The 12831-nt window shown below is 72.9% G+C and carries 9 protein-coding genes and 1 pseudogene; 9 read left to right on the forward strand and 1 reads right to left on the reverse strand.

Translation table 11 applies throughout. The features are described 5' to 3' along the window. The 8 genes and pseudogenes from ACE3OG_RS03415 to ACE3OG_RS03450 form a co-directional block, all read left to right on the forward strand. Positions 1 to 193: pseudogene (locus ACE3OG_RS03415) on the forward strand (hypothetical protein); the annotation flags it as partial. Next, positions 190 to 1203, forward strand: a complete 1014-nt coding sequence (locus ACE3OG_RS03420; RefSeq protein WP_374306084.1) for a VWA domain-containing protein — start codon at positions 190 to 192, stop codon at positions 1201 to 1203. The pseudogene ACE3OG_RS03415 and the gene ACE3OG_RS03420, both read left to right, overlap by 4 nt. Beyond that, on the forward strand, positions 1200 to 2138 hold the full coding sequence (locus tag ACE3OG_RS03425) for a VWA domain-containing protein (RefSeq protein WP_374306085.1): 939 nt from the start codon (positions 1200 to 1202) through the stop codon (positions 2136 to 2138). The genes ACE3OG_RS03420 and ACE3OG_RS03425 overlap by 4 nt, the downstream gene beginning before the upstream one ends. Continuing rightward, positions 2135 to 2947 (forward strand): tetratricopeptide repeat protein, encoded by an 813-nt coding sequence (locus ACE3OG_RS03430; RefSeq protein WP_374306087.1) that lies wholly within the window; start codon positions 2135 to 2137, stop codon positions 2945 to 2947. Before ACE3OG_RS03425 ends, ACE3OG_RS03430 begins: the two co-directional genes overlap by 4 nt. Next, the gene (locus ACE3OG_RS03435; RefSeq protein ID WP_374306088.1) at positions 2940 to 4217 is read left to right on the forward strand and encodes a hypothetical protein; all 1278 of its coding nucleotides are present in this window, start codon (positions 2940 to 2942) and stop codon (positions 4215 to 4217) included. Before ACE3OG_RS03430 ends, ACE3OG_RS03435 begins: the two co-directional genes overlap by 8 nt. A 224-nt stretch (positions 4218 to 4441) precedes the next feature. Beyond that, entirely contained in the window at positions 4442 to 5641 is a 1200-nt protein-coding gene (locus tag ACE3OG_RS03440; RefSeq protein WP_374306089.1) for an efflux RND transporter periplasmic adaptor subunit, read from the forward strand. Then, positions 5641 to 8868, forward strand: a complete 3228-nt coding sequence (locus ACE3OG_RS03445; protein WP_374306090.1) for an efflux RND transporter permease subunit — start codon at positions 5641 to 5643, stop codon at positions 8866 to 8868. Before ACE3OG_RS03440 ends, ACE3OG_RS03445 begins: the two co-directional genes overlap by 1 nt. A 1-nt stretch (position 8869) precedes the next feature. Further along, positions 8870 to 9166, forward strand: coding sequence for a hypothetical protein (locus ACE3OG_RS03450; protein ID WP_374306091.1), 297 nt, complete (start codon positions 8870 to 8872; stop codon positions 9164 to 9166). Positions 9167 to 9208: 42 nt separating this feature from the next. On the opposite strand, the gene ACE3OG_RS03455 is transcribed toward ACE3OG_RS03450, so the two are convergent. Next, positions 9209 to 12433, reverse strand: coding sequence for a GH36-type glycosyl hydrolase domain-containing protein (locus ACE3OG_RS03455; RefSeq protein WP_374306092.1), 3225 nt, complete (start codon positions 12431 to 12433; stop codon positions 9209 to 9211). Between the two features lie 165 nt (positions 12434 to 12598). Here ACE3OG_RS03455 and ACE3OG_RS03460 point away from each other — a divergent pair, with 165 nt between their 5' ends. Beyond that, positions 12599 to 12811, forward strand: coding sequence for a dodecin (locus ACE3OG_RS03460; protein WP_374306093.1), 213 nt, complete (start codon positions 12599 to 12601; stop codon positions 12809 to 12811). Positions 12812 to 12831: the final 20 nt, after the last annotated feature.

Below are 12831 nucleotides of genomic sequence, written 5' to 3' on the forward strand. Positions count from 1 at the left end.
CGCGGCCTCGCTCGAGCCGCTCGACCGCGCTCTCAAGTCTTCGTTCTTCACCGCCGGGGAGGGCCGCGCGCTCGGCGAGGCGCTCTACCGCCGGCCGCCGCCCGCGCCGTCGACGCTCGATGAAATCGAACGGGCGCTCGAAAGATTGATCGCGCGCGTCCCGGCGGAGGCGCTGCGGGGAGCGCTCCGATGAGCCTTTCCACCGCCCTCGCCGGCTTCGACTTCGCCGCGCCGCTCGCCTTCCTCGCCCTGCCGGCGCCGCTGCTGCTGCCGCTGCTCGCGCGCCGGCTTCCCCGCGCGCGGCGCGCGCCGGCGGGCGCGATCCTGACGCCGCGCGCGCTGGCCGAACGCTTTTCGGGCGCGGCCGGCGCGGGCGCAAGGCGAACCGTCGCCCCCGCAAAAATCCTCGCCGCGCTCGCCTGGGCCGCCCTCGTCGTCGCGCTCGCCGGGCCGCGCAGCCTTTCGGCCGCCCCGGCGACGCCGGTTTCGGGGCGCGACATCATGTTCACGCTCGATCTCTCGGGCAGCATGGCGGTGGAGGATTTCGAGATCGACGGCAGGCCCGCGAGCCGCGTCGACGCGCTGAAGAAGGTCGGCGCGGAGCTGATCGCGCGGCGCGCCGGCGACCGCGTCGGCCTCGTCGTCTTCGCCGAAAAGGCCTACGCCGCCGCCCCCCTGAGCTTCGACGTCGACGCCGTGGCGCGCACGCTGCGCGACACGCCGCTCGGCATCGTCGGCCATTCGACGGCGATCGGCGAGGGGCTCGGCCTCGCGCTGCGCCGGCTGTCGCAGTCGAGCGCGCCCTCGCGCGTCATCGTGCTCCTCTCCGACGGCTCCAACGACGCCGGCACGACCGACCCCAACGAGGTGGCGAGGCTCGCGGCGGCGCTCGGCGTGCGCGTCTATACGATCGGCATGGGCGTCATCGACACGAAGACCTTCAACGGCCTCGGCGATCCGGTCGACTTCGAGGCGCTGCAAAAGCTCGCGGCGATCGGCGGCGGCGAGGCCTTTCGCGCGAAGGACACGGCGGGCCTCGAGGCCGCCTCGCGGGCGATCGAGGCGCTGGTCGTCGGCGAGGCGGGCGTCTCCGCCGGCGTCGAGCGACGCGCGCTCTGGCCCTGGCCGGCGGCGTTCGCCTTCCTCGCGACGGCGGCCTTCGCGCTTACGCGCGGGCGCGGCGCGGGCTTCGCCCCGTCATGATCTCCTATGGCGATTTCGCCCTGCTGCGGCCCTGGTGGCTCGCCGCCCTGCCGTTGATCGCGCTCATGGCTTTGGCGGCGCGCCGGCGCGCCGGCTTCGGCGACTGGGAGCGCGCCGCCGACCCGGGACTGCTCGCCGTCATGGCGCGCCGGTCGGAGCGCGCGGCGCGGCGCGGGGCGCGGCGCTTCGCGCCCGATCCGGCGAGCGCGGCGCTCGCCTGCCTCGCGCTGGCGCTGGCCGGCCCGGCGCTGCGCGCCTCCGGCGCCGAGCGCCATCGCAACCTCGACGCCAATCTGATCCTCGTCGATCTGTCCGCGCAGGCCACTTCGCTCGCTCAGCTGCGCCAGTCGCGCGCGGCCGCGCAGCTCGCGCTCGAGGCGGGCGCCTCGCGCCAGGCCGGCCTCGTGCTCTACGCCGGGGACGCCTATCTCGCCGCTCCGGCCACCGACGATTCCGCCGCCGTCGGCTCGCTGATCTTCGCCTATGACGGCGAGACCGTGCCCGACGCCGGCGCGCGGCCCGACAAGGCGCTGGCGCTCGCCCGCCGGATCGCGAAGGCCATGGACCTTTCCGCCGGCGACGTCACGCTGATCTCGTCCGGCGCCGGCCTCGACGAGGCGGCGCTCGCCGAGGCGCGGGCGCTGCGCGCGCAGGGGCTCGCCGTGCACGCGCTGTTCCTCGCCGCCGACGCGCGCGACGCGGAGACGGACGCCGGCGCGCGCCGCGCGGCGCTGGGCAGGCTCGCCGCCGCAGGGGGCGGGGCCGCGGCCGACGCCGCCGCGCCGCGTCCGGTCCTCGACGCCGTCGCCGGGCGGGCCATCCGCCGCCTCGGCGACGCGCGCGCCGCCGCGCTGTTCTGGCGCGACCTCGGCCCCTTCGTCCTGCCGGCGGCCGGCCTCTTCCTGCTCCTCGCGCTGCGGCGGGGAGCGCGATGAGGCGGCTCGTCCTCGCCCTCCTCCTCGCCGCCCCGGCCGCGGCGCTCGTCCTCGGCGGCGCCGACGCGCCGGGGCGGGCGCTGCTCGCGCTCGGGCTGCCCTCGACGGCGGCGAAGGCGCTCGAAGATCCCGCCTGGCGCGGCGCGGCGCTCTATGAGGCGGGGCGCTGGCGCGAGGCGGAGGAGGCGTTCGGCTCCGCGCCGCGGAACGCCTACAACCGCGCCAACGCGCTCGCCCGGCAGGGCCGCTTCGCGCAGGCGCTGACGGCCTATGACGAGGCGCTCGCCTTCGATCCCGCCGACGAGGACGCCGCCGCCAACCGCGAGATCGTCGCGGCTCTGGCCGCCGGCGGCGCCGAGGCGCGGCGGGGCGGAACGGCCGGCGGCGACGCGACGAAGCGCATCCATGGGCCGCGCTCGGCCTCCGAGCTCAGCGACGCCAGAAGCTCGGGGAGCGGCCTCGTCGGGACCATCCAGTCGAAGTCGACCGGCGCGCAGGGGCGCGGCGCGGCGCCTCAGTCCGGCGTCTCCGACGCGGCCGCGCCCGATGCGCAGAGCGGAGCGAGCGGAACGGCCGGCGCCGCCGGCGGACAGGGGGCGAGCGGGGGCATGATGGCGGACATCACCAAAATGATGGCCGCGCGCGACCTCTCGGCGCGCCGCACGCTGAACGCGCACGCCGTGCAGCCGACGCGCGGCTGGCTCGACGCCCTCGACGACGATCCGGGCGCCTGGCTCAAGCTGCACATCCGCGCCGAGCAGGCCCGCCGCAAGGCGCAGGGGCCGCAGGCGGGAGGCGACGATGACTAGGCGCGGCGCGTTCCTCGTCTTCCTGCTCGCCCTTTCTCTCCCGGCCCTCGCGCAGCAGCGGGTCCAGCCGCCGCCCGCGCTCACCGAGGCGGTCGTCGAGGGACCGAAAAATCCATATGTCGGCGAGATGCTGGTCCTGCGCCTGCGCTCCGTCATCGGCGCTCCCGTCGCCCGGCACGAGATCCAGCAGCCCGAGCTCATCAATTTCGACTGGCGCCAGTTCGGCCGCGACGTCGAGGTCGCGGCCGACCTCGACGGCGTTCCGGCGCGCGGGATGGAGCGCAGGATCGCGATTTTTCCGCGCGAGGCGGGCGCGCTGACGATCGGCCCGTTCACCCGCAAGGTCGAGCTGATCGAGCCCGACAACAGCCGTCACGACGCATCCTTCTCCTCGGCTCCCGTCGTCGTCGAGGCGCGCCCGCACGAGGGCGTCGGCAAGCCGGACGACTTCTGGCTGCCGGCGCGCTCGGTGACGCTCACCGACAGCTGGGACCCGGCGCCGGACCGGCTCGGCCTCAACGACACGACGCGCCGCACGCTGACGATCGAGGCGCAGGGGCTCACCGCCGACCGCCTGCCGCCCGCCCCGAACATGCGCGCCCCGGGCGTCATCGTCTTCGCCGCGCCCGTCGAGCGCCAGACCATCGCGACGCAGGACGGACTCTCGGCGCGGGCGGTCTATCGCTACGACATCCGTCCGGTGTCCGCCGACGCCGCGGCCATGCCGCCGGTCCGCGTGCCCTGGTTCGACACCGCCGAGCGGCGCATGCGGGAGGCCTCGGTCGCCGGCCGCACGGTGGCCTTCCTCGATCCGAACCGGCGCGCGCGGCGGGACGAGAGGCCGGGCGCGGACGGCGCCGGACGGCGCCTCCTCGCCGCGGCGCTGGTCGGCGCCTTGTGGGCGCTGGCGCTCGCCGCGGCGATCCTCTCGGCCGAGGGGATCGGCGAGCGCGTCGCCGAATGGACAAGCCCGGCGCGCGGCCTCCTCGCGCGGGCGCGCCGCGCCGCGCGCCGGGGCGACGCGCGGGGGGTGAAGGCGCAGGCGCTCGCCCTCGCGCGGCTCGATCCGGCGCGCTTTTCGCGCGCCTGCCGCGATCCGCGCCTGGCGCAGGAGCTCGCGGCGCTCGACGCGGCGCTCTACGGGCGCGCCGGGGACGGGGACGCGCGCGAATTCGACGCGCGGCGGCTGCGCGCCCTCGCCGGCCTGCTCGCGCGCGCATGGGGGGCGGCGCGGACGGACAAGGCCAGGGCCGCGGGCGCCCTCGCCTGAGGCGCGCCGCGTTGGCCGACTTGCGTTTCGCGGCCAATCCTGTTTTGACATGGCGCGGCGCGTCATGCGCCCGCGTCGCGGCCTCCGGCCGGCGACGACGAGCGCCGCCGCGCAGCTTTCCTCGGTCGTGCGAATCGCGCCGGCCGGGACGAAACTCCTTCGCACATGCGCGGACGCGGGTCGGCGGGCGCCTGGGCGGGGCCTCATCGCGCGTGGAGGGGTTCATGCTCACGCTTTCTTCGGCCGCGGGCCTCGCGCGCGGCGCCGTCCTCGCCGCCGTTCTTGTTTTCGCCGTCGGGCCGCGCGCTTTCGCGGAGGACCACAAGGACGCGCCGCCGGGGCCGCCGCCGCCGCAGGTGACGGTCGCCCCGCCGCTCGCGCGCACCGTTCCGCGCTGGGACGAATACACCGGCCGCTTCGAGCCGCTGCAGCAGGTCGAGGTGCGCCCGCGCGTCTCCGGCGCCGTCGATTCGATCCATTTCACCGACGGCCAGCTCGTCAAGGTCGGCGACCTGCTGTTCACCATCGACCCGCGCCCTTACCAGAACGCGCTCGACAGCGCGCGCGCCGACGTCGTCAAGGCGCGGGCGCAGGTCGAGGTGGCGACGAGCGACGTCGCGCGCGCCCAGCAGCTCGTCGAGAGCCGGGCGATCACCGGCCGCGACGTCGACCAGCGCAAGTCGGCGCTCGATATCGCCAGGGCGCAGCAGCTCTCCGCCGAGGCGGCGCTGCATAACGCCGAGCTCAACCTCGAATGGACGCAGGTGCGCGCGCCGATCGAAGGGCGCGTCTCCGACCATCGCGTCGACGTCGGCAATCTCGTGCAGGGCGGCCAGTCGGGCGCGAGCCTGCTCACCACCATCGTCACGCTCGACCCGATCCATTTCGTCTTCGACGCCTCGGAGGCGGACTACATCCGCTACGCCCGCCTCGCCACCGCCAACGAGCGCCCGTCCTCGCGCGAATTCGCCAATCCGGTGATGGTGCGCCTCGCCGACGAGCCGGACTGGAGCCACGCCCACAACGGCAGGATGGACTTCGTCGACAACCAGCTCAACGCGCGCTCGGGCACCATCCGCGGCCGCGCCAAGCTCGACAACAAGGACCTGTTCCTGCTGCCGGGCGCGTTCGGCCGGCTGCGCCTGTTCGGCGGCGACGTCAAGGCGCTGCTCGTGCCCGACGACGTGATCGTCTCCGACCAGGCGAGCAAGATCGTCCTCGTCGTCGGCCCCGACAACAAGGTCGTCCCGCGGCGGGTCACGCTCGGCCCGCTGCACGAAGGGCTGCGCGTCGTGCTCGGCGGGCTCGACCCCGCCGACCGCGTGATCATCGCCGGCGTCGCCAATCCCTTCGTGCGGCCGGGCGCGCTGGTCGACCCGAAGCCCGGCGAGATCGTCTTCCCGCAGCCGGCGCAGACCAACTGATGCGCTTCACTCATTTCTTCATCGAGCGGCCGATCTTCGCGGCGGTCCTCTCGATCATCCTGACCATCGCCGGGGCGATCGCCCAGCGCGCGCTGCCGGTCTCCGAATATCCGGAGATCGCGCCGCCGACGGTCAACATCTCGACGACCTATCCGGGCGCCTCGGCCGAGGTGATCGCCGAGACCGTCGCGACGCCGATCGAGCAGCAGGTCAACGGCGTCGACGACATGCTCTACATCACGTCGCAGTCGACCGGCGACGGGCGGCTGTCGATCGACGTCACCTTCAAGCCCGGCGCCGACGTCGACAAGGCGCAGGTGCTGGTGCAGAACCGCGTCGCCATCGTGACGCCGCGCCTGCCCGAGGCGGTGCAGCGCCAGGGCGTCACGGTGCAGAAGGCCTCGCCCGACCTGATGATGGTCGTGCATCTCGTCTCGCCCGACGCCTCCCGCTCGCAGCAGTACATCTCGAACTACGCGACGCTCTACCTCAAGGACCGCATCGCCCGCGTCGACGGCGTCGGCCGCGTCGAAGTGTTCGGCGCGCGCGACTACGCCATGCGCATCTGGCTCGATCCGGCCAAGGTCGCGGCGCGCGGCCTCACCGCCGAGGAGGTGGTGGCGGCGCTGCAGGCGGCGAACCTGCAGGTCGCCGCCGGCGCGGTGAACCAGCCGCCGGTGTCCTCGAACGGCGCCTTCCAGCTCTCGGTGCAGACGCTCGGGCGCCTCGCCGACGTCTCCCAGTTCGAGGACATCGTCATCCGCGCCGGGCCCGAGGGCTATGTGCGGGTGCGCGACGTCGCCCGCGTCGAGCTCGGCGCGCAGGACTACACGGTCAACGCCTATCTCGACCACGACGTCGCCACCGCCATGGTGGTGTTCCAGCGGCCGGGCTCGAACGCGCTCGCCACCGCCGCCGCCGTGCGCGCCGCCATGGAGGAGGCGAAGAAGGATTTTCCGCCGGGCGTCGACTATGAGGTCGTCTACAATCCGACCGAGTTCATCCAGCAGTCGGTCGACGAGGTGGTGCACACGCTCTACGAGGCGATGGCTCTCGTCGTGCTCGTCGTCATCGTCTTCCTGCAGACCTGGCGGGCGGCGGTCATTCCGGTCATCGCCATCCCCGTCTCGCTGATCGGCTGCTTCCTGTTCATGAGCGGCGCGGGCCTCAGCTTCAACACGCTCTCGCTGTTCGGCCTTGTGCTCGCCATCGGCATTGTCGTCGACGACGCCATCGTCGTCGTCGAGAACGTCGAGCGCTACCTCGAGCACGGGATGAGCCCGAAGGAGGCGGCGCACAAAACCATGGACGAGGTCGGCGGCGCCCTCGTCGCCATCGCGCTGGTCTTGTGCGCGGTGTTCATCCCGACCGCCTTCATCACCGGGCTGCAGGGCGCCTTCTACCGTCAGTTCGCGATCACCATCGCGAGCGCGACGCTGATCTCGGCCTTCGTCTCGCTGACCCTCTCGCCGGCCCTCGCGGCGATCCTGCTCAAGGGGCGCGAGGGACGCGAGCCGCATGGCCTCCTGCACGCGCTCGGCGCGCCGCTGCGCTGGTTCTTCGCCGGCTTCAACTACGTCTTCGAGAAGCTCGGCGCGTTCTACGGCGCGCTCACCGCGCGGCTGATCCGGCTCAGCGTCGTCGTGCTCCTCGTCTACGCCGGGCTCATCTATCTCGCCTTCGACCTCCTCAACAAGACGCCGACCGGCCTCATTCCGCCGCTCGACCGCGGCTATCTGATCGCCGCCTTCCAGCTGCCGCCGGGCGCCTCGCTCGACCGCACCGACCGCGTGCTGCGGCGGGCGACCGACATCATCCTCAAGCAGGAGGGGGTTCAGCATTCGGTGGTGTTCGCCGGCTTCGACGGCGCGACCTTCACCAACGCCACCAACACCGGCGTCATCTTCCTCAGCCTGAAGCCGTTCGACGAACGCGTGAAGGCGGGCCTCACCTCGGCGAAGATCCTCGCCGACGTGCGCCGCGAGCTGTCCGTCATCACCGAGGCCTTCGCCTTCGTGCTGGAGCCGCCTTCGGTGCCCGGCATCGGCACCGGCGGCGGGCTCAAGGGCTATGTGCAGGACCGCGCCGGACGAGGCCTGCCGGCGCTCGAGGGCGCGACCTGGGGCCTCGTCGGGGCGATCCACCAGAACCCCACGTTCACTCAGGCCTTCACCCTGTTCAACACCAAGACGCCGCAGATCTTCGCCGACGTCGACCGCACCAAGGCCGAGCTGCTCGGCGTGCCGATCAGCCGCGTCTTCGGCGCGCTGTCGATCTATATGGGCTCGGCCTACATCAACGATTTCAACCTGCTCGGCCGCACCTACCAGGTCACCGCGCAGGCCGACAATCCGTTCCGCCTGACGACCCGCGACGTCGCCAACCTGAAGACCCGCAACGCCGCCGGGGACATGGTGCCGATCGGCTCGGTGGCGAGCCTCAACGATACGACGGGGCCGTTCAGGGTCACCCGCTACAACCTCTATCCGGCGGCGGAAGTGCAGGTCGCGCTCGCGCGCGGCTTCTCGTCGGGGCAGGGCATCGCGGCGATCGAGGCGCTCGCCAGGCAGGCGCTGCCGCAGGGCTTCGGCTTCGAATGGACCGAGATCGCGCTGCAGGAGAAGCTCGCCGGCAACACGGCGATGCTCGCCTTCGGCCTCGCCGTGGTGTTCGTCTTCCTGCTGCTCGCCGCGCTCTACGAGAGCTGGCTGCTGCCGCTCGCCGTCATCCTGATCGTGCCGATGTGCATTCTGGCGGCGATGATCGGGGTCACCTTCCGCGACTTCGACCGCAACATCCTCGTCGACATCGGCCTCGTCGTGCTGGTCGGCCTCGCCGCCAAGAACGCCATCCTGATCGTCGAATTCGCCAAGCAGGCGGAGGACGAAGGCATGAGCCGGGCTGAGGCGGCGGTCTCGGCGGCGCGCACGCGGCTGCGGCCGATCCTGATGACCTCCTTCGCCTTCGTCTTCGGCGTGCTGCCGCTCGCGCGGGCGCAGGGCGCGGGCGCGGAGATGCGCCAGGCGCTCGGCACGGCGGTGTTCGCCGGCATGCTCGGCGTCACCCTGTTCGGCCTTCTCTTCACGCCGACCTTCTATGTCGTCGCCCGCGCGATCGGCGAGCGGCTCGACCGGCTGCGCGGCCGCGCCCCGCAGCCGCCGACGCCCGCCGACGGACCCCCGCCGGACGCGCGCGCCGCGAAGTCCGCAGCAGAAACGGAAGCCTGACATGCGCCTTGCGAACCCGCGCCTCGCGACCTTGCGTCTTACGATCTCGACGCTCGCGCTTCTTCCCATCCTCGCCGGCGCGCCGGCGAGCGCGCAATATGGGCGCGACGGCCGCCCGCCCGTCTCGGGCGTCCTGCCGCCGCCCGAATCCGACGATCCCGAAGCCTATGACGGGACGGAGGAGGCCGAGCCCGGCCGCGTCTGCCAGAAGATGTGCGAAACCGACGAAAGCCCGTGCGATCCCGTCGAGTGGAAGATCGAGGACGGGCGCTGCGACGAGGCCGGATTCGACCGCTGAACCCCAGCGCCTTGCGCGCCGCCGGCGTGACGCCGGCGGCGCTCAGCTCGACGTGTCGAGATCCCAGGAGAGGCGCGGCCCGAAAGCCTCCTCGCGCGTCTCGCGCCCGAAGTCGCGCCTGCGCCCGAAGGCTTGGGCGACCAGCAGGTTGACGAAGATGCCCGGCCCGCTCGAATAGACGCGCCATCCGCCCTCGACGCCGACGAGCCCGGCGCGCAGCGCGTCCCAGTCGGCGCTGGCGCTGGCGCGGTCGGGAAAGGCCGCGTCGCTCGAGGAGAAGAAGGCGTTGCGCTGGCGCGGCAGGGCGGCCTCGACCTTGTCGGCGACGCAGACCGGATTGACCGCGGCGAGCGCTTCAAGGAACGCCGCGCGCTCGCCGCGCAGGGCGAGCAGCTCGGCGTAGCGCAGATGCTCGTGCGTATACATGAGGCCGATCTCGCGGCCGAAGAAGCTCGCCGATTCGGCGCGGCGGAACAGCGTCTCCGGACCGCCGCGATAGGCGACGGGGCGATCCATCAGCCGCGCGCCGTCGGGGTAGAGCAGGTTTTCGCGGATGAGCGAAAGATGCGCCTCGCTCTCTTCTTCGGTGAAGAGGCCGGCGGCGATCGCCCGCTCGATGGCGAGCAGGGAGAGCTTCAGGCCCGTGCGCCGGTCGGACGGATGCAGCAGCAGCTCGGGCGGCTCGCCAGCGGCGCCGAAAATTCCGTAGCCGGCGACGATTTTTTCGCGCAGCAGCAGCGCGCGGAAATCTCGCCTCATCTCCTGCGCGAGCGCGCGCAGCCCGTCCGCCTCATCGGCGCGCCCGCTCCTTTCGCAGATCGCCGCGTAGCGCAGTAGCTGCTGGAAGAGCAGGGCGGCGGTCCAGGAGGAGACCATGCGGTCGCGCAGGCGCGGGTCGGCCGGCTGCAGCGAATCGTTCCAGTCGCCCTCGCCGTAGCGGATGAGATGCGTTCCCGGCAGGAAGCGCGCCCGCGCCGCGTCAATGAGCCGGGCGAGATGGACGCGCAGCGGCTCGGCGCGCGCCGTGCGCTCGAGGGTTTTCCGGTCGCGCCAGCGCAGCTCCTCGTCGAGGATCGCGCAATCGCCGGTCGCCTCGACATAGTCGCAGACCGCCTTCAGCGGCCAGACGATGACGTCGCCATGGCTGGAGCGGTCCTGGATCGCGCCATAGGGCGCCAGCATGAACCATTGCGGCCAGTCGGCCGTGTCCTCGTACTGCTGCTCGAAGACGACGCGCAGGATGTCGCGCGCGGGCGCGTCATGACGCAGCGCCAGCAGCAGCTCGAGCGGCCCCTGGCAGACGTCGCGCACGCCCCAGGCGGCGCCGGTGTATTGCTCGAGCCCGTGCGGGACGGAGAGATGGATGAGCGCGTTCTGGACGAGCCACGGGAACAGCGCCGACGCCGCCTCGTCTCCCTCGATTTTCGCGCCGCGCGTGAGGCCGCGCCAGAATTTTCGCGCGGGATCGAGCGCGTCCTCGCGCGAAAGGCCCTGCGCCGCGCGGGCGGCGAGCGCGCCTGCCTGCTCGAAATCATTGAGATCGCCGGTTATGGCGAAGGCGAAGCCGCATGTCTCGCGCGTGCGCAGGACGATGTAGCCGCCGCCGTCCGCGCCGGGCTCGTCGTAGAGCAGGCCCTGCCCGCCGATCGCCTCGATCTCGTCCGGCGTCAGGGCGACGAGGTCGAGGCGGGCCTGCGGATAATGCTGGCCCCACAGGAAATCGGCTCCCGGCCGCAGCGTCGCGCGCTTGCGCGCCGCGTCGATCTCGACGCGGCCGGCGTGCTCATATTCGCGCTCGCCGAGCACGAGCTGGCCGAAGGCGATGAAGCGGCGCGCAGTCGGCCCGCACGAAACGCGGAGAACCATGACGGGATCGGCGCCGCTCGCCTCGAGCGCGACGGTGATCGTCTCCGCGCCGAGCCGATAAATCCAGCGGCAGTCGGAGAGGCCGTTCTCGAACAGCGAGGGGACGCCGAGCAGGCGCCAGCGTCCGTCGATCTCGACGATGAGGCGCAGGCCGCTCGCCCGCGTCGCGTTGTAGGGGTCGCGCGAGACCGAGAACAGCTTGTGGAACGAGGTGTTGCCGAGCGTGAGCTGGGCGGCGAACACGCCATGCGCCCAGGCGGTCGCGCACATCGTGGCGTCGTCCGGCGGCAGCGCCGCCCCGGTGCGCAGGATGGCGCCGTGACGGCGGGTGACGGCGAGCTCCTTCTCGCGCGCGACGACATGGCGGTTGAGGCCGCCGCCTTCGTCGACGAAGAAGGAGTTCAGCCGTCCTTTCGCGCGCTCCTGCGCGAAGCGCGCGGGATAATCCGCGTCGATCGCGGCGTCGTCCAGCGCGTCTGCGGCGAGGGGCCCGGCGCGCTCGACGAGGCTGCGGCGCGGCGTCGCCATGGCGGGGGCGGGCCATGCGCGCGGCCATTCGACCGCCTCGAGCCTTTCAAGGTCGGCGGCGCTCGAGGCGGCGGGCTGGTCGGGGACGAACAGGCCGAACCAGCGGATTTGCGTCCGCTCGCCGGGCTCCAGCCGGAGCGGGCGCGCGGCGAGGCCGACGCAGGCCATCTCGTGCTGCAGCCGCCGGCTGGACAGCGCCTCGCCGTAGCGTTTGGAGAAGCGTCCGCCGTCGCGCGCGGCGGGGCCGAAAAGCTCCTTGCCGTCCGTCGAAAAGCCCGCGGCGCCGTCGAGGCAGCCGTGCAGGACGAGCGGATGGGCGCCGTCCTGCGCGAGGTTCTGCCGGCTCATGACGACGGGGCCGAAGCGTGGATGGTCGGCGATGAAATGGTCGACGTATTGCGAGGCGTAGGCCTCGTTGCCCATGAGGAAGCCGCGCGGCCCGAGCCCCAGGTCCTGTATGAGCAGCGCGTCGAGCGCGCGCGGGGACGGCCCTCGATTGTCGATCTCGAGCCGCCAGACCCAGGCCGGCGCGGACGGCGCCGGGGCGAGGCGCGCGCGCCAGAAAAGGCCGTGCGCCTCCCCCTCCCAGACGAAGCCCGCGGCGTCGGCGCCGAAGCGCGCGGCGCGCGCGCCGCAGGCCTCGATCGGCGCCTGCCCCGCAACGCGCAGGATCGGCCCGGCGAGGCCGCCGCCGATGGGGGAGCCGAGGATCTGGTTGACCATGACCGGCGCGCCGGCGCCATGGCGGACGATCGAGAACAGCGCGCCATTGGGCAGGACGGCGATCTCGAGCCCGTCGGCGCCGGCGCGGCGGACGAGGCCGAGGCCCTCCTCGCGCGGCAGGGTCCAGCCGAGGGCGGAATCATGTCTCATCGCGCCCTCGTCTCATCGCGCCCTGTTGCGGGCGAAGTCCTGCGGCGGCGGCAGAATGACGGGGCGCGGGGCCGGCGGCAATCGAAGAATTTGACGCCGGCGCGTCCTCATGGTCGCCTGTCGCGGCGCAGACGCTGCGCGCAACGAGAAAAAAGAGGATCAGCGATGTCGAACCATGTCTACAAGGTCGTCGAGCTCGTCGGCTCCTCGGCCGAGTCGATCGACGACGCCGTCAAGCGGGCGATCGAGCGCGCCAGCGGGACGCTGCGCCGGCTGCGCTGGTTCGAGCTGGTCGAGACGCGCGGCCATATCGAGGACGGCAAGGTCCATCACTTCCAGGTCAAGCTCAAGGTCGGCTTCGCGCTCGACGAGGAGTAGGCCAGGACGCCTCGCCGGCG

Source organism: Methylocella sp. (genome assembly GCF_041905455.1).
Taxonomy (GTDB): Bacteria; Pseudomonadota; Alphaproteobacteria; order Rhizobiales; family Beijerinckiaceae; genus Methylocapsa.

What these genes read in the sequence shown, in the direction of transcription:
- ACE3OG_RS03420 (WP_374306084.1), top strand. Translation starts at nt 190, where the DNA reads ATGAGCCTTTCCACCGCCCTCGCCGGCTTCGACTTCGCCGCGCCGCTC.
- ACE3OG_RS03425 (WP_374306085.1), top strand. Translation starts at nt 1,200, where the DNA reads ATGATCTCCTATGGCGATTTCGCCCTGCTGCGGCCCTGGTGGCTCGCC.
- ACE3OG_RS03430 (WP_374306087.1), top strand. Translation starts at nt 2,135, where the DNA reads ATGAGGCGGCTCGTCCTCGCCCTCCTCCTCGCCGCCCCGGCCGCGGCG.
- ACE3OG_RS03435 (WP_374306088.1), top strand. Translation starts at nt 2,940, where the DNA reads ATGACTAGGCGCGGCGCGTTCCTCGTCTTCCTGCTCGCCCTTTCTCTC.
- ACE3OG_RS03440 (WP_374306089.1), top strand. Translation starts at nt 4,442, where the DNA reads ATGCTCACGCTTTCTTCGGCCGCGGGCCTCGCGCGCGGCGCCGTCCTC.
- ACE3OG_RS03445 (WP_374306090.1), top strand. Translation starts at nt 5,641, where the DNA reads ATGCGCTTCACTCATTTCTTCATCGAGCGGCCGATCTTCGCGGCGGTC.
- ACE3OG_RS03450 (WP_374306091.1), top strand. Translation starts at nt 8,870, where the DNA reads ATGCGCCTTGCGAACCCGCGCCTCGCGACCTTGCGTCTTACGATCTCG.
- ACE3OG_RS03455 (WP_374306092.1), bottom strand. Translation starts at nt 12,433, where the DNA reads ATGAGACATGATTCCGCCCTCGGCTGGACCCTGCCGCGCGAGGAGGGC.
- ACE3OG_RS03460 (WP_374306093.1), top strand. Translation starts at nt 12,599, where the DNA reads ATGTCGAACCATGTCTACAAGGTCGTCGAGCTCGTCGGCTCCTCGGCC.